This is a genomic window from Peribacillus aracenensis (genome assembly GCF_025175645.1).
Taxonomy (GTDB): domain Bacteria; phylum Bacillota; class Bacilli; order Bacillales; family DSM-1321; genus Peribacillus; species Peribacillus aracenensis.
In genome coordinates, this window is the sequence record NZ_JANZMJ010000011.1 from 26,061 (window position 1) to 43,020 (window position 16,960).

Consider the following 16,960-nt stretch of genomic DNA (forward strand, 5'->3'; position numbering starts at 1 on the left):
TCCCCCATTCAATTTTTCAGGCCCCAATATATGCTTTCCTTACTTCATCATTTGCTAATAACTCACTTGCTGTCCCTTGAACGACAATTTCCCCATTTTCAAAAACATATCCTTTATCTGCAATGCCGAGAGCGGCATTCGCATTTTGTTCAGCTAGCAGGACCGTGATTCCTTCGCGATTTATTTCTTCGATGACCCGAAACATTTGCTCTACAATAAGTGGAGCGAGTCCCACCGAAGGCTCATCAAGCATCAACAATTTCGGTTTTGACATCAAGGCTCTTCCAATTGCGAGCATTTGCTGTTGGCCTCCGCTCAGGCTTCCCGCTTCATCATGATGTTTTTCTTTTAAAATCGGGAATAAGTGATAGACGTATTCCAAGGAATCCTTAATCTCCGCTTTCTTCTTTCGGTGCACATAAGCACCCATCCTCAAATTTTCCGAGACAGTCATCTGTGGAAACAGTTTACGTCCTTCGGCACACTGGACGATTCCTTCCCGAACATTCTTATCCGGGGCCCGGCCCCCTATCGGCATGCCCAGAAAATGAATTTCCCCCTTGGACAGCTTACTGATTCCGCTTATGGAACGAAAAGTCGTGCTTTTTCCTGCCCCATTCGCTCCTAACAAAACAACGATCTCCCCCTTGGCAACTTCGATATTCACATGATTTATCGCAGTGAAACTCCCATAATTCACGACGACATCCGTTAACTTAAGCACTGGCACTACCTCCCAAATAGGCTTTAATCACCGCTTCATTTCCGCGGATTTCCTTAGGTGTGCCCTCGGCGATTTTTTCTCCGTAATTAAGGACCATGATGTGATCTGCCAAGTTCATGATCATATGCATTTTGTGCTCGATTAAACAAACGGTCAGTCCCGATCGATTCAATTTTTTAATCAGTTCTGTCAAGCCTTCCGTTTCATCCGGATTGATTCCCGCAGCAGGTTCATCAAGAAAGATAATTTCCGGTTCCGTCGCAAGGGCAAGAGCAATGGCTGTCCGTTTCTTTTCCTCCTGGGAGATGCTGGAGACCATTCTGTCAGCCGATTCCGTCAATCCAACAATATCAAGTACCTCCATTGCCTTATCCCTGCATGCCGCTTCCTCCCGTTTTAATCGTTTCGTTCTTAGAATGGCGTCCACCAGATTTGATTTGGTTCGCAGTCTATGTCCGACAATGACATTATCCAATACGGTCGATTGATCAAAAAGGCTTGTCGTTTGAAAGGTTCTTGAAATTCCGAGCCCCGCTATTTCATTTGCAGGAAGTTTGGTGATATCAATCCCCTTAAAAAGGACCGTCCCAGAAGTTGGCCGATGAAAGCCGCTGATCAAGTTAAAAAAAGTTGATTTCCCTGCACCATTTGGTCCGATTATTGCATTGATTCTACCTTTCTCAATCGTAAAATCCACATTATTTACGGCCGCCAATCCTCCAAATCGCTTTGTCAAATTCCTCGTTTCGATTAGCAATTTCATCCCTCCTCAGCTTTTATGTGCATTTCGCTCCTCACCCCGGACAGCTCATTATCTTTTCGCTTTCTTTGCCAATCAAAAAAGGCACCTGCGATTCCGCGCGGATAAAAGATAATGATCACCGTAAGCAAAGGCCCGAATATCAACATTCGATATTCTTGAAGGAATTGCAAATTCTGCGAAAGGATTACTAGCAATAAAGTTCCTACCAACGGGCCTGAGAGTGTCCCAATTCCACCAACCAATAAATACATCAATAGATCGAACATGATGGCAGTTGATCCGATATCAGGTCCAATGAAACGAATGAATGAAGCATACAAGGCACCTGCCAATCCTGCAAAGAATGTGGATAGGACAAATGCCGTTAACTTATTCTTCATTGTGGATATACCAATCGTTTGAGCAAGGTCCTCACTGTTCCTGATGGCCATATACGTCCTGCCTGTCAACGAGCGTATAATTCGATACACAATTAAAATCACTGCAAGCAGGAAAATGAGGACTAGATAATATTGGGATGCTGCCGTATCGAATGTGATCGGCCCTATATTTCCAGGAGCAGGTATACCGATCAATCCCCTAACCCCCTCTGTAAGTCCCTCCCATTTATCGATGATCAGGTATATAATGTAACCCACACATAGGGTATAAATCGCAAAAAAGTGTTCCTTTGTCCTCAGCGCGATCAAGCCGATCAAAAACCCAATTGTACATGTGATTATACATGCCACTACAAGTGCCAGCCAAAAGTTCATTCCTGCTTTTACCGTCAGAAGGCCTAGTGAATATGCTCCAATCGCAAAAAAACCAGCATGTGCAAGCGAGAGATATCCAGTATAGCCTGATAATAGATTGATTCCATATACAGCTATCGCCCAGATGAACGAAAGTGTCAGCATATGGAGATAATAGTCGTTTTGCGCGATAAAGGGGAATGAAAAAGCAAAGATGATAAGTGCGATAATCCCATTTCTTTTTGTTAATACCTTCACGCTACCTCTCCCCCTTGGCAAAAAGACCTGTTGGTTTCACGGTTAATATTACGACTAAAAGAATGAATGCAATGATGTCCTTATAGTCATTTGAAATATAAGTTGCGCCCAAGCTCTCACTGAAACCTAGGATATATCCACCTACAATCGCCCCCGGTATGCTCCCCATCCCTCCCAAGATGATAATGACGAATGCTTTTAGGATGACTAAATGCCCCATTCCTGGAAAGACAAGGTTAATCGGTGATGCAAGGGATGAAGCGATCGCTGCTAATCCACCCGATATCATGAAGGTAAGCATCGCGACTTTATTAATGTTGATTCCCACTAAAGACGCCCCTTCACGGCTTTGGGACATCGCTATTATCGTTGAACCGGCATAAGTTTTCTTAAGGAAAAGGTAAAGTAAAACCATCACTGCGATAGCTGACACGATGATCAATAATCGCTGAAGCGTGAATGTCAGGCCCATGATATTGACCACTTGGCCGTATGGGGAATTCATTGTATGGAAGTCGGCACCCCAGACAAATTGGGCAAATGCTTCAAGAAAAAGGAGAATTCCGATTGCTGCAATCTTATCGTGCAATGGAGGTGCCTCCCTTAACAGGCGGAACACGAAACGTTCCAAAAGGACTCCCAACAAACCAACAACGATAATGGATACGAACATGGCAATCCAGTAATTGGCCCCATATAATGTCATCATTGACAATGTGATGTATCCACCCAACATATATAGGGCACCGTGGGCAAAGTTCGGGATATGCAAAATTCCATATACTAACGTCAATCCCAGGGCAACAAGACTATATACGCTGCCAATCGTCAAACCATTGAAAAGCTGCTGGATCAAAATTTCCATTTACTTCCTCCTTGAAAATTATTGAGTTTCACTTTGCTGTACCATCCCCTGTACCGCAATCCTGTCCATATTTTGAAAGCATACATCTGCGACGAAAAGCACCTTCACTTATTTCCCCACAGGCTCAACCTCCCGGAGAGGAACAGCAAGTTTTATTTCCCTATATTTTCAATAACAGATATAGCTTAGGGTGTAGCTCAAAAAGCCCAACGATCAGTTGTTAGCGCTTTCATTTTTGATGACCACTTAATTTAATTGGATATCATCATAGTTTCATTAATAATACTTAAGGATTAAGTGGTATGCTGACAAGCATATGCTGTTTTTAGGGATAGCCAATGATTCCATCCTCTCTTTAATAACGGTTTACCCATGGTATTTCTGGTTCGTTCACCCCTTTCCCCCCGCGCCTTCTATAGAAGGATCATTCCGTAGATTAATTTTCTGTTATCTGTTATTCCTGTTAGTTATCTGTTATTCCTGTTAATAAATGCAAGTGCCGTGCCAAACATTAAATCACTGTCAATAAGGCTATTCACCAGTCAGTGAATTCATTATTGAATTGTAAAAATCAAAAGTATCGATTCCATATGGGATGTCCGTCATTCACTATTGACTGAAAAAGTCATTTCTGAATCAATAAAAGAATTATTTGTAGACATAAAATGAAAAGGATTCAAGAATCTCCTTTATAACTACAATCATTTCACGCAATAGCAGGTGAAAGACCAACTTTACAACCAATAAATTTCTAAAAACCCAAAAAGTAATAAAGCCAGTCCCCCAAAAACGCGTACATATAATTAGGAATTTCAGTCAAAAAAACAGCACCTGCATTGTTGAATAATGTCCAACAATGCAGGTGCTGTTCATACTTACCTATTCTTTTCCACTGACCTTTAATCGATATTTTTTAAGTTTCCTCACAATTGTTGCCTGGCTGGAATCAAGGGCTTCCGCGATTTCATATGTAGTTTGGTAGGTTTGAGCCGCTTTCGTCAAGATTTCCTTTTCGGCCCTTTCCACCGCTTCTTTTAAAGTTAGGGTAGCATTGAGGTCCGGCTGATTCCGGTTTTCCGGCTGATATTCTTCCGGAAGGTCGTTAATCGATAATATTTGATTATCCGTCAGCACGACGAGCCTCTCCACTATATTAATCAATTCACGGACATTTCCTGGCCAATCATGTTGATAAAAATACTCCTTCAACCGCGAATCTATTTCTTTTGAGAATTTATATTGTTCGTTTGCCTTTGTTAAAAATAAGTCAATCAATGCCAAGATATCCTCTCTTCTTTCCCTTAAAGGAGGAATTGTGATTGGAATGACATTCAGCCTGTAGAAGAGATCTTCGCGAAAATCACCCGATTTGACCATCTCCGATAAATTTCGATTCGTGGCTGCTATTATCCGAACATCGATTTTCTTTGGCTTTGTACCTCCGATTCTTTGAATCTCCCTTTCCTGAAGCGCACGAAGCAGCTTCACTTGAAGTTGCAAGGGAAGTTCACCGACCTCATCCAAGAATAAAATCCCACTCTCTGCCAGCTCAAACATCCCTGGTTTGCCTTTTTGATTGGCTCCGGTAAATGCCCCTCCTTCATATCCAAAAAGCTCGGATTCCAATAAATCGGCTGGAATTGCCCCGCAATTTATTTTGATGAAGTCCCCTTTTTTAGATCGGATGCTCCGATTATAAATATTGCGGGCAAGGACATCCTTTCCAACACCCGTTTCCCCCAGAATGAGTACGGTCGCATCGATATCCGATATTCTTTCAGCAATCTCATAGATCATTTTCATTTTATCACTGACAAATACGACTCCATCCTTGCTTGTTATCTTCCGCAGTTTCTCAATTTCCTGCTTATATTGATTATTCAGCTCATTAACTTTCGTCAACTCATGCATCAGTTCATTTAAATCAGATAAATCCCTTATATTCGTAACGACTTGCTCTATTTCCCCTTCGGCATTAAAAACGGGACTTCCAGTAATCAATGTTTCCTTTCCGGCAAAATTATCCTGTACGACCGATACCGTTCGTCTCAGCTTCACTACCTTATGCGTCACCGAAGCATTCAAGATGCCGCGTTTAATCAATTGGTCCACCGATTTGCCGATATAATACTCTTTTGGTATGCCAGTGATCCGTTCAATAGCAGAATTGGTATAAAGCGTGACTCCATCTTGATCGGTGATGTATATCCCATCATAGGAATTTTCGATAATGGCATCCAGAGCGCGATTCAATTTATCCGTTTTATGAGCATCAATCAATAATTCGTCCAAAAATTCTGTTTCACTGCCTATATATAGATTATTGTCAGTACCCATTTGTTTCATTAATAAAAATAAATACCGTTTATCATGCAGCCTTGCAGCTGCAAGCCTTTTATTATCTAGAAATTGCCACTCATCGAATTGTTCGGTTAGTGTATTATTACCATTCTGTCTTAATGACTGATTAAAATAGGTGCCCCAATCCTTTATCCGATTTGCAGAATCCACGACCAGTGCAGGAAAGGTCCACTCTTTGAGCAAATTAATCTGAGAATCCTGTTTCACTTGATTCATTACTATTCACCGCCGCAAAAAGAATTCTTTTTAAGTACAATTCTGGATAAAATTCGAAACTCCTTTAAAATTGTCGAATTTCGCTCCTAAAAAAAGTAGTGATGAAATAATTTTCATCACTACAGACTTTAGACAAATTAACAGAAGATCAGTTTGCCTACAGTTTTCTCCATAAAAAAATTCTAGTTGATTTCAGAAATCCGCTCCCTTTCCGCCGACTGTCTGCCAAGCCTCATCAAAGCAAGCGTCTGTGGGGTCTTGGCTAGCCAGTTATTCGGCAGTAGTGCCGCAAATTTCTTCAATCTAGTGAAAGTTTCATAAACAGTAAAATACCTTGTTCTAAATTCATGGTTCGGGATGAGCCACTCCAAACTCCCTTTTGTAGACAGACAGGAAGTGATGAAGTAATTTTACCTTACCTCAGTAAGTCTTAAAAATAACCTCTCCACTGATTGCTTCCTTACCTGTCTGGTTAGTGGCCGCTACATTGAAAAAATATCTATCCCCATCTTTTTCTTTTAGATCCGCATGAAGAGTTATGACATCATTCAAGAAAACCATTCCTTTGAAGCGAATCTTGTATTCTTCGATAAATCCAGTTTCATAAAGATTACTGAAAAGCTTTGCGAGGTTTCCCATCGTCCACATTCCATGTGCGATGATACCGGGAAGACCAGCATTCTTTGCTTCCTCATCAATGGTATGAATGGGATTGAAATCACCTGATGCGCCTGCATATTTAATGAGGTCCAATCGCGTTACAGGCGGAAGCTCGATTGAATGTAACGAGTCACCAATATGAAGTTCCGTTAATGTCGTCACTTAATCATCACCATCCTTCTGATCGTTTCATTTAAAATGACAAGCTGTTCAGCAGTGAAGACAATTTCCCCATTCGCATCCGCACCATAATTTTTAAAGGCTAGAAATCCCATTTCCCCTTGTTTCCCTTTTTTCTCATAATAGTTTTTCACTTCCGTATAGCAGGTGATTTCTTCCCCTACCTTCAGCGGCCTGTTATAGCGATATATCTGCTCACCATGAATCAATCCTTTATTCGGGAGATTTAAACTTTCTATCGTCCCAAAATCAAAGACCCTTGGAAAAGTTGGTGGAGCTATATTCGTTCCGTACCTTGATTGCCTGCCTATTTCTTCATCAATGAAAATCGGGTGGGGATCACCAATCGATAATGCGAATTTTTTAACGGCTCCCCGTTCAACTATATTTTTAACGGGGTTGGATCGTTTTCCAATACTTTCGTTGAACATAACATCCCGCCTTTTCCCTTAATTTTTTGGACCGCCCGCAACATATAAAACCTGCCCACTAATGAATGAGGATGCTTCATCGGCAAAGAATGCAACAGCATGAGCAATATCACTTGGCAAACCGCTTCTTGCAACCGGAATGCTGTTTGCCCTATCCTGGATGAACTGCTCAAAACTCACTCCCACCCGCCTAGCTGTTTCTTTCGTCATTTCGGTTTCGATAAAACCTGGTGCGACCGAATTAGCCGTTATCCCATATTTGCCAAGTTCAATCGCCAGTGTTTTTGTTAACCCCTGAAGCCCGGCTTTAGCAGCTGAATAATTAGCCTGACCGCGGTTACCTAAGGCCGAAGTGGATGATATATTGATGATTCTTCCGTATTTATTTGCAACCATATGCTTCTGGGCGGCACGTACTGCATTGAAAGTACCTTTTAAATGCACATCCATTACCGTCTGCCAATCTGAATCGGTCATTTTGAAAAGTAGATTATCCCGGATGACCCCTGCATTATTCACGAGAATATCAAGCGAACCGAATGTATCGGCTATTTCTTTTATGGATGCATCCATCTCTTCGGAATTGACCACATTGGCCACTTTGGTAAAAATGGTATAACCCTTATCCCTTAATTCATTACCCGTTGATGTCAAAACCTCTTCGTTGATATCGATAATCGCCACGTTTGCGCCTTCACTGGCAAATAGTTCGACGATCGCCCGGCCAATCCCCCTGCTTCCACCTGTAACTAAAGCCGTTTTGCCTGAAAATCTCCCTGTCATAATCGTTTCCTCCCAATCTATTATAAGAATTGTCCTAATTTAACATGCCCCTTAATCAAATTTCGGGAAATGATCATACGCTGTATTTCATCCGTACCATCATAAATCCTCCAAAGCCTGGCCTCACGGTACCAACGCTCGATGGGTAGCTCCTTCGTATAGCCCATGCCTCCGTGTATCTGCAATACGCGATCAACGACCCGATTCCCCATATTGGCTCCATAAAGTTTAGCCATTGAAGCTAAATGGCGATTGTCTTCCCCATTATCAAGTGTAAAAGCCGCATTCAATACGAGCCATCTTGCAGCTTCGACCTCTACGGCCGAATCAGCTATTTGCCATTGAATGGCCTGGCGCTCCGCGATCGGTTTACCGAATGTGACTCGTTCTTTAGCGTATTCTATAGCCATTTGCAGTAATCTTTCTGCAGAACCGACAGCGCGTGCGCCCACGATCCATCTTGCAAACCCAATCCATTCCAAGCCTAGTTGATAACCGCCATGCACTTCCCCTAAGATGTTTTCTTCGGGTACCCTGACATTATCAAAAACTAAACCGGCCGGTCCCCATTCTCCCATCGTATTGATATACTCTGATCTCCAGCCCATATCACGGTCTACAATGAAACAGGTTACCCCTTCCGTTCCGGTTGCTTGATGACGTTCTTTGTCGGTTATAGCAATGACCATGACAAAATCGGCATCATTTCCTCCGGTAATGAAAGTTTTTTCACCGTTAAGCACCCATTCGTTCCCTTCTTTTACAGCCGTCATTTTAATATTTCGCGTATCTGACCCAGCCCCCGGCTCCGTCATGGCAAAACAGGACTTTTTCTCACCGTTAATCGTAGGGATCAGATATTTCTGTTTCTGTTCTTCATTTGCATAATAAAGTATGTTATCAGCCGAACCTCCAAAGCTGAATGGTACAAATGTTTTTGATACTTCCATCAAGACAATTGCCATCATAAGCTGCCCTAGGTCCGCCCCTCCATATTCCTCCGGGGTATTGATGCCCCAAAACCCAGCATTTTTTGCTTTTTCCTGTAAATCTTTCAATGTCCCCTCTGGTAAACTAGGTTTTCCTGCCATTTCATTGCGAAGCACTTCATTTTCCAAGGGAATCAATTCATTTTCCACGAACTTGCGTATTGTTTTTTGTACCATTTTTTGTTCATCCGATAGTCGTAAATCCATCTTAACCCCTCCGCTTTCCAATTAGACTAGTTTTGATATTTTCTCTTCAATTGTCCGGTAATGATATTTTTTTGGATTTCGGATGTGCCTTCATATATTCTAGTGATTCGGGCATCCCGATAGAAACGTTCAACCGGATAATCCTTCATGTATCCCATCCCGCCATGAATCTGAACGGCCTTATCAGCGACACGATTATATACTTCCGAACCATACAACTTAAGCATTGCCGCTTCTTTAATGATTTTTTCTTGCTGATCGACCATCCATGCAACCCGGTATGTGAAGGAGCGAAGTGCCTCTATTTCCATTGCCATCTCGGCAATCATATGGGATACGGCCTGATGATCAATGATCGGGACATTGAATTGTTCACGTTCTGTGGCATATTTAGTAGATAGGTCGAGCAGGTATTGGCAGGAACCCAAATTACGGGCAGCAAGGCCTGCGCGGCCATTTGCAAGGATCTTCAATGCATTTACATACCCTTGGCCAACCTCCCCAAGTACATTTTCGGCAGGAACCTCGCAATCTTCAAAAACCAATTCGGCCGAATGTGAGCCTCGAAGACCCATCTTCCTTTCCAGGCTGCCAACTCTAAAACCCGGAAAATCCTTTTCTACTATGAATGAGGTGATTCCTTTCGCCCCTTTATCTTTGTCCGTTACAGCCATAACTGTAAAAATATCAGCTACATCTGCATTCGTTATATAATGCTTGGTCCCATTTAGAATATATTTATCACCATTTTTAACAGCCGTCATTTTGAGATTCGTTGCATGGGACCCAGCTGCAGGCTCAGTTAAAGCAAATGCGCCAATTCTATTACCGCTTGCCATATCTGGTAGATACTTTTCCTTTTGCATTGCATTGCCCATTTCAACTATCCCCACCGTCCCTATACCGGTGTGGGCCCCTATCAGAGTGGTATATCCATTATGGGTTTTGCCGATTTCCTCATATAAAGCACATTTTCCCACCATCCCGATTCCGAGCCCGCCATACCTTTCCGGGATACTAAGTCCGAATAGACCGATTTCCTTCGATAAATTTATTATGGATTCCGGGATATGATCTTCATCCTCTATCTGCATGGAAAATGGATCGATTTGCTCTTCAATAAACTGGCGTATATTTTCTTTTAATAGCAAGATGTCTTCATCTAAGCGAAAGTCCATTTGCATTCCCCTTTATCTGCGAATTAGTGTTAACGCTTTCATAATTTATCCGAATAAGCGACATGTTTTTCTTGAAGTTTGCGTTTTAAGATTTTACCGACCGCCGTCTTCGGAAGTTCTCTTTCAAATGTGATTGCTTTTGGGACTTTAAAGGCAGCGAGCTGCTTTCGGCAATAATCCTTCAATTCGTTTTCAGTTATTCTTTCATTTGGTTTTAGAACTACCGCAGCTTGTACCGTTTCACCGCGATATTGATCGGGAACGCCAAAGACGGCAGCTTCCAGAACCTTAGGATGGCTGTATAGTATATCTTCAATTTCAATTGGGTAAATATTGAAACCGCCAGCGATGATCATCTCTTTCTTCCGTCCCACAATGTAAAAGAAGCCATCTTCATCCATCTTGGCAATATCACCGGTATGCAGCCATCCGTTTTGAATCGTCTGCCGCGTCTCTTCCGGCATGCCCCAATAGCCTTTCATTACCTGTGGACCCTTTATGACCAATTCACCTGGTGTATCAACCAAAAGGGCAGGCTCCCCTGTAATACTGTCAATGATGGCGGCATCGGTATTTTGTATAGGAATCCCGATACTTCCGGATTTTTGCAGGCCGCTAACTGGATTCCGGTGAGTGACTGGTGACGCCTCGGACAGGCCATAGCCCTCTGCAATCTTTGTTCCACTCAATTCGTTGAATCTTGACAGTACATTCAATGGCAATGGTGACGAACCCGAAACGCAAGATCTCAATGTATCCAAATCAAATGGATGGGATTGGTAATATTGTAATAAAGCAATATACATCGTCGGTACCCCTGGAAAAATAGTCGGTTTAAGATTATTGATGATATCGACGATCTCCGTCACCTGAAACCGTGATACAAGAATTAATTCCCCACCATTATAAAACGTCAGGTTCATTCCTGAAGTCATGCCGTAAACATGAAATAATGGGGAAACGCCAAGTACCCTTTCCTTCCCCTTTTGAGTATTGATTCTTGAAGCGGCTGCACTTTGCAGCGTATTGGCAACAATATTACGATGGGTTAGCATCGCCCCTTTAGAACGCCCTGTCGTTCCTCCTGTATATTGGAGAACGGCGACATCTTCGGCAGGTTCAATCTCCACAGTGAAATCCGCCTCTGTTACAGATAGTAGCTTTTTTGTCATTTCACATTTGCCCATTTCCAGCGACACGCTCAACACCTTTTCAACATCGGTTTCAGCTAAAATGGCTTCAACTATTGGCAATAAATCGTCGAGCACAATGATGTGCCTTGCACCTGAATCTTTCAGGACATGTATTAATTCGTTCGCCTTATACATTGGATTGACTTGGACAACAATGGCTCCAATCAAAAGGGTTCCAAAAAAACCAATTGGATATTGGGGACAATTGGGAAGCATAAGAGCCACACGATCTCCCTTTCCAACACCCTCATCAACAAGCAAGCGTGCACATCTTTTCACTAACTTCCCCAACTCTGAATATGTATACCTCTGCTCCATGTACGTAACCGCTGTTTTATTCGAATATTGTTCGACTGATTGATAAAATAGTTCTGTCAAAGACATTTCAGGAATATCAATCTCAATTGGATTTCCGTGCGGGATATGCTTTTTCCAAGGTCTATCCATTGGTCCTCCCCTTTCTTCATTCAAAAAATAAAGAAGTCATACTAAACAATATGCAAGGAGTGTGCCAAAAATAAATCGTTATGTTTCATGGATTCAATGAATGGTAAAATTCAAAATTGAATTATTTGCTGTCCTCTTAATAATATTCGGTTCATAATACTTGAATTTAAATTTGACTCAATAAGTCATTTTTGAATTGATTGATTAAATTCGTAAAAGAAATCAACTTGTAGTGCGGGGCAGGTGCGGATTTTTTTCTGGAAGGATATGACTAGTCATTTAAAGGAAAATAAACGGGATGCTGATAAGATTAGCATCCCGTTCAAAAAATGATTCACTGCTCTATGGCGGAGTCATCTTCCAATGATATTTTCCATAATTCTTTCGCTTTCCCACTAACCGTTTCATCAAAAACAAATGACCCATTCGTATACCGATCATGATTTTTTAATGAAGCGGCATGAATCGTTTCAATGGTTCCCTTTTCAGAAAGAATGAATAGACTGTCGGTTTTGTTAATGATATCGAAACCAATGACCCTATGAGGATTCGATTTCAATTCCCTCAAGACCACGACACCGCGTTTTGCCCGGCTCGTTTTTTCAAACTCGGTTAATTTCATTTTCTTTATGGCCCCGCGCTGTGTAACGATAAAGATCGATTCTTTACTATCCTTGGCCAAAACCTTTCCGCCAATGACATAGTCATCTTCTTTCAAATTAATCCCTTTGACTCCCGCTGCCCGGACACCGACAACACTTACTTCTTCTTCATCAAACCATAAACCGTATCCGTTATGAGTAACTAGGAAAAGGTCAGCCTGGCCATCGGTATGGTGGACATCGACCAGTTCATCGTCACCTTTTAAATTGACACCAACCAGCGGTTTTGAATGACGCTGGGCTTTATAAGAAGCTAATTCTGTCTTTTTCACCATACCATTTTTCGTGATGAACACTAAGAATTCCGGCATGGTAAAATCTTTGATTGGAATCGCTTTTATGATTTGTTCTTCCCTGTCGATTGGAATGATGTTCGCGATATGCTGACCGGTTTCCTTCCAGCGAATATCAGGAAGCTGATGAACTGGACAGTATAGGTAGTTCCCTTTGGATGTGAACAGCAACAGGACATCTGTTGTATTCATCTCCAGCCTCTGGAGCAGGCGGTCGGAATCCTTCATGCCAAAATCAAGACCTCCTGATGCTGCATATGATCGTAACGATGTCCGTTTGACATAGCCTTCTTTCGTCACGGTAACCATCACGTCTTCACTAGCAATCAAGACTTCAAGATTGATTTTGATTTCTTCAATTTCTTTTTCGATTTTGGAACGCCGTCCGTCATCAAAGCCCTTTTTAATGAATCTAAGTTCTTTTTTAATTACTTGAAGAAGAACTTTTTCACTGCCAAGAATCTTTGTCAATTCCTCTATTTTGTTCTTCAATTCCGCTGCCTCTGCTTCAAGTGCTGTAATATCCGTATTTGTCAGCCTATATAATTGCAAGGAGACAATGGCTTCAGCTTGCGCTTCTGTAAAAGCGAATTTAGCAATGAGGTTATCTTTAGCATTCCGTTTGTCTTTAGATGCCCGGATGACAGCGATGACCTCATCTAATATGGATAAAGCCTTCACTAAACCATCGACGATATGTGCCCTGTCATGTGCCTTTTGCAACTCATAACGTGAACGGTTCACGATTACCTCTTTACGGTGTTCGATATATGCATCGAGCATTTTAGGCAGGCTCATCAATGTTGGCCGTTTTTTATAGATCGCAACCATATTGAAATTGTAAGCGATTTGGAGATCGGAATTTTTGTATAAATAATGCAGGACTCCATTTGCATCTGCTTCTTTTTTCAGTTCAATGACAATGCGCAGTCCTGTACGGTCGGTTTCATCCCTTACTTCGGCAATGCCTTCCACTTTCCGGTCTAGACGGAACTCATCCATCTTCTTGACAAGGTTTGCTTTATTGACTTCATATGGGATTTCAGTGATGACGATTTGCTGCTTGCCGCCCCGAATCGTTTCCACTTCCGCCAACCCGCGAATGATTATTTTCCCTTTACCTGTTTCATAAGCCTTACGAATGCCTTCAATTCCTTGAATGATACCGCCAGTAGGAAAATCCGGCCCTTTAATGACCGTCATTAAATCAGCGACTGTCGCTTCCGGTTTATCGATTCGCATAATGGCAGCATCAATGACTTCACCAAGTTGATGTGGCGGGATTTCAGTGGCATAGCCGGCTGAAATTCCTGTAGAGCCGTTTACAAGCAGGTTAGGGAACATTGCAGGTAATACAATGGGCTCTTCCGATGTATCATCAAAGTTCGGTACGAAATCGACCGTCCTTTTTTCTATATCCCGCAGCATCTCGGAGGCAATCGATGAAAGCCTTGCTTCCGTATACCGCATCGCAGCAGGAGGATCACCATCGATACTGCCATTGTTTCCGTGCATTTGGACCATGACCTTCCGCAGCTTCCAGTCTTGGCTCATCCGAACCATTGCCTCATAAACGGACGAATCTCCGTGAGGGTGATAGTTACCAATTACATTACCGACCGTTTTTGCGGATTTCCTGAATCCTTTTTCCTGGGTATTTCCTTCGACATGCATCGCATACAATATCCTGCGCTGCACCGGTTTTAAGCCGTCCCTAGCATCCGGAAGTGCCCGGTCTTGGATAATATATTTACTATAACGCCCGAAGCGGTCACCAATTACCTCTTCAAGCGGCAAATCTCGAAACGTTTCTTCAAATACCATCGTTAATGACCTCCTCTTCAATCGACATATTTTCATTATCTAAAATATTCGATTCCTCTTCGAGACCAAAAGCGACATTGGCTTCAATCCACTTACGACGCGGTTCAACCTTATCTCCCATCAACGTTGTCACACGTCTTTCTGCACGGGCACCATCATCGATCTTCACACGTATCAATGTCCTTGTTTCCGGGTTCATGGTGGTATCCCATAATTGGTCGGCATTCATCTCACCCAGCCCTTTATAGCGCTGAATCATATAGCCTTTCCCCACCTTGTCTATCGCTCCCTGAAGTTCTTCGTCACTCCATGCATATTCAATGACTTCTTTCTTCCCGGTCCCTTTGCTCACTTTATATAAAGGGGGCAAGGCAATGTAAACCTTCCCTGACTCTATTAACGGCTTCATATAGCGATAAAAGAAAGTCAGCAGCAGCACTTGGATATGGGCACCATCCGTATCGGCATCAGTCATGATGATCACTTTATCATAGTTAGTGTCCGGCGTGTTGAACTCCGCCCCGACACCTCCGCCGATGGCATGGATGATCGTATTTATTTCCTCGTTTTTAAAAATATCGGCTAGTTTCGCCTTTTCCGTATTGATAACTTTACCCCGTAATGGCAGTACTGCTTGGAAACGGCGATCCCGGCCTTGTTTAGCGGATCCCCCAGCAGAGTCCCCTTCTACAAGATACAATTCATTCCGTTCGGGATTTTTCGATTGAGCTGGTGTTAATTTCCCAGAAAGGATGGCATCGGATTTCTTCCGTTTCTTCCCGCTTCTTGCGTCCTCACGAGCTTTGCGTGCGGCTTCCCTTGCTTGGAACGCTTTAATCGCTTTTTTAACCAATAGGGTACTCGTTGTCGGATCTTCTTCAAAAAAGTAGGCTAAGTGCTCTGATACGATGGAATCGACTGCAGAACGGGCTTCACTGGTTCCAAGCTTGCTCTTGGTTTGTCCTTCGAATTGAAGAAGTTCTTCAGGGATACGTACTGAAATGATTGAAGACAAGCCTTCACGTATATCGGTACCTTCGAGGTTTTTATCTTTTTCCTTTAAGAGCCCCATTTTTCTGGCATAATCATTAAATGCCCTTGTCATGGCCGTTTTTGCACCAATCTCATGGGTGCCTCCGTCTTTTGTACGAACGTTATTTACAAAGCTTAAAATATTTTCTGAATAACCATCATTGAATTGAAAGGCGAGTTCGACCTCTATCCCATTTTGTTCCCCTTCCAAGCTGACTACACTATGAAGGGTCTCTTTTTCTTCATTTAAATAATCAACAAACGCTTCAATTCCATTTTCATAGTGAAAAATTTCATTATGGTCGTTACGCTCATCCGTCAATTCTATCTTCATGCCTTTTAAAAGAAAAGCCGATTCGCGAAGACGTTCACATAAGATATCATAATTAAAAGTCGTCACCGAAAATATTTTTGGATCGGGCTTGAAGTGGATTTTGGTCCCAGCTTGATTCGTTTTACCGATTTTCTCCAATGTGGTTTCTGGCTTTCCGCCATTGAAAAAACGTTGTTCGTAAATGAACCCGTCCCTTTTGATCGTCACGACAAGCCATTCAGACAACGCGTTAACGACCGAAGCACCTACTCCATGAAGCCCTCCACTCGTTTTATATCCGCCTTGTCCAAATTTCCCTCCAGCATGAAGAATCGTCAAAATGACTTCAGGCGTCGGTTTACCTAATTTATGCATGCCAATAGGCATTCCGCGCCCTTTATCCGACACACTTACACTGTTATCTTTATGTATTTTCACACTTATTTGGTCTCCATATCCAGCTAAAGCCTCATCTACGGAGTTATCTACAATCTCGTACACTAAATGATGAAGTCCGCGTGCATCAGTACTGCCGATATACATACCGGGACGTTTTCTGACCGCTTCGAGTCCTTCCAGTACCTGAATTGCATCATCATTGTACTCGATTGTTTTTACTTTCTTTGCCACAGAAATTCCCCTTTCCTTACTAAACACAATTTCCGGGCCAAATCATACTGCAATGAAATGACTCACTAGCTTAACAAATTCATTAATACGTTAATATCATATAAAAAGTATAATACTTTCCCGAACAAAGAACAAGTGTTCTATTATTTATCCTTTTTATTAGCGTTTGCACATTTGTGTGGAACAAAACGTATCATAGCTACCATTCTAATTGTAG

General features: G+C 42.3%; 14 protein-coding genes. All 14 read right to left on the reverse strand.

The genetic code is table 11. The features are described from left to right. Positions 1-16 precede the first annotated feature (16 nt). The 14 genes from N0M92_RS12875 to parE all read right to left on the reverse strand — a co-directional run bounded on the left by N0M92_RS12875 (position 17) and on the right by parE (position 16,743). Complete coding sequence (locus N0M92_RS12875) at positions 17-724, reverse strand: ABC transporter ATP-binding protein (RefSeq protein ID WP_260286120.1); 708 nt, start codon at positions 722-724, stop codon at positions 17-19. After that, a complete protein-coding gene (locus tag N0M92_RS12880; RefSeq protein ID WP_230303162.1) occupies positions 717-1,481 on the reverse strand; it encodes an ABC transporter ATP-binding protein in 765 nt (254 codons plus the stop codon). The genes N0M92_RS12875 and N0M92_RS12880 overlap by 8 nt, the downstream gene beginning before the upstream one ends. Before the next feature lie 2 nt (positions 1,482-1,483). Then, positions 1,484-2,479 carry a branched-chain amino acid ABC transporter permease gene (locus tag N0M92_RS12885; protein WP_397443849.1) on the reverse strand — a complete coding sequence of 332 codons (996 nt, stop codon included), beginning with the start codon at positions 2,477-2,479 and terminating at the stop codon, positions 1,484-1,486. Between the two features lies 1 nt (position 2,480). After that, entirely contained in the window at positions 2,481-3,344 is an 864-nt protein-coding gene (locus N0M92_RS12890; protein ID WP_260286121.1) for a branched-chain amino acid ABC transporter permease, read from the reverse strand. Positions 3,345-4,223: 879 nt separating this feature from the next. Continuing rightward, entirely contained in the window at positions 4,224-5,921 is a 1,698-nt protein-coding gene (locus tag N0M92_RS12895) for a sigma-54 interaction domain-containing protein (RefSeq protein ID WP_260286123.1), read from the reverse strand. A gap of 182 nt (positions 5,922-6,103) precedes the next feature. Next, entirely contained in the window at positions 6,104-6,292 is a 189-nt protein-coding gene (locus N0M92_RS12900) for a hypothetical protein (protein ID WP_260286124.1), read from the reverse strand. Positions 6,293-6,341: 49 nt separating this feature from the next. Continuing rightward, positions 6,342-6,743, reverse strand: coding sequence for a MaoC/PaaZ C-terminal domain-containing protein (locus N0M92_RS12905; protein WP_260286127.1), 402 nt, complete (start codon positions 6,741-6,743; stop codon positions 6,342-6,344). Then, positions 6,740-7,192 carry a MaoC family dehydratase N-terminal domain-containing protein gene (locus N0M92_RS12910; RefSeq protein WP_260286128.1) on the reverse strand — a complete coding sequence of 151 codons (453 nt, stop codon included), beginning with the start codon at positions 7,190-7,192 and terminating at the stop codon, positions 6,740-6,742. The genes N0M92_RS12905 and N0M92_RS12910 overlap by 4 nt, the downstream gene beginning before the upstream one ends. An 18-nt stretch (positions 7,193-7,210) precedes the next feature. Then, a complete protein-coding gene (locus tag N0M92_RS12915; protein WP_192204585.1) occupies positions 7,211-7,975 on the reverse strand; it encodes an SDR family oxidoreductase in 765 nt (254 codons plus the stop codon). Positions 7,976-7,995: 20 nt separating this feature from the next. Then, a complete protein-coding gene (locus N0M92_RS12920) occupies positions 7,996-9,171 on the reverse strand; it encodes an acyl-CoA dehydrogenase family protein (RefSeq protein WP_260286130.1) in 1,176 nt (391 codons plus the stop codon). Between the two features lie 26 nt (positions 9,172-9,197). Continuing rightward, positions 9,198-10,349, reverse strand: a complete 1,152-nt coding sequence (locus tag N0M92_RS12925) for an acyl-CoA dehydrogenase family protein (protein WP_260286131.1) — start codon at positions 10,347-10,349, stop codon at positions 9,198-9,200. Between the two features lie 38 nt (positions 10,350-10,387). After that, positions 10,388-11,989 carry a long-chain-fatty-acid--CoA ligase gene (locus tag N0M92_RS12930; RefSeq protein ID WP_260286132.1) on the reverse strand — a complete coding sequence of 534 codons (1,602 nt, stop codon included), beginning with the start codon at positions 11,987-11,989 and terminating at the stop codon, positions 10,388-10,390. A 334-nt stretch (positions 11,990-12,323) separates the two neighbouring features. Next, a complete protein-coding gene (parC, locus tag N0M92_RS12935; RefSeq protein WP_098371899.1) occupies positions 12,324-14,768 on the reverse strand; it encodes a DNA topoisomerase IV subunit A in 2,445 nt (814 codons plus the stop codon). After that, complete coding sequence (parE, locus tag N0M92_RS12940; protein ID WP_141994290.1) at positions 14,758-16,743, reverse strand: DNA topoisomerase IV subunit B; 1,986 nt, start codon at positions 16,741-16,743, stop codon at positions 14,758-14,760. The genes parC and parE overlap by 11 nt, the downstream gene beginning before the upstream one ends. Positions 16,744-16,960 lie beyond the last annotated feature (217 nt).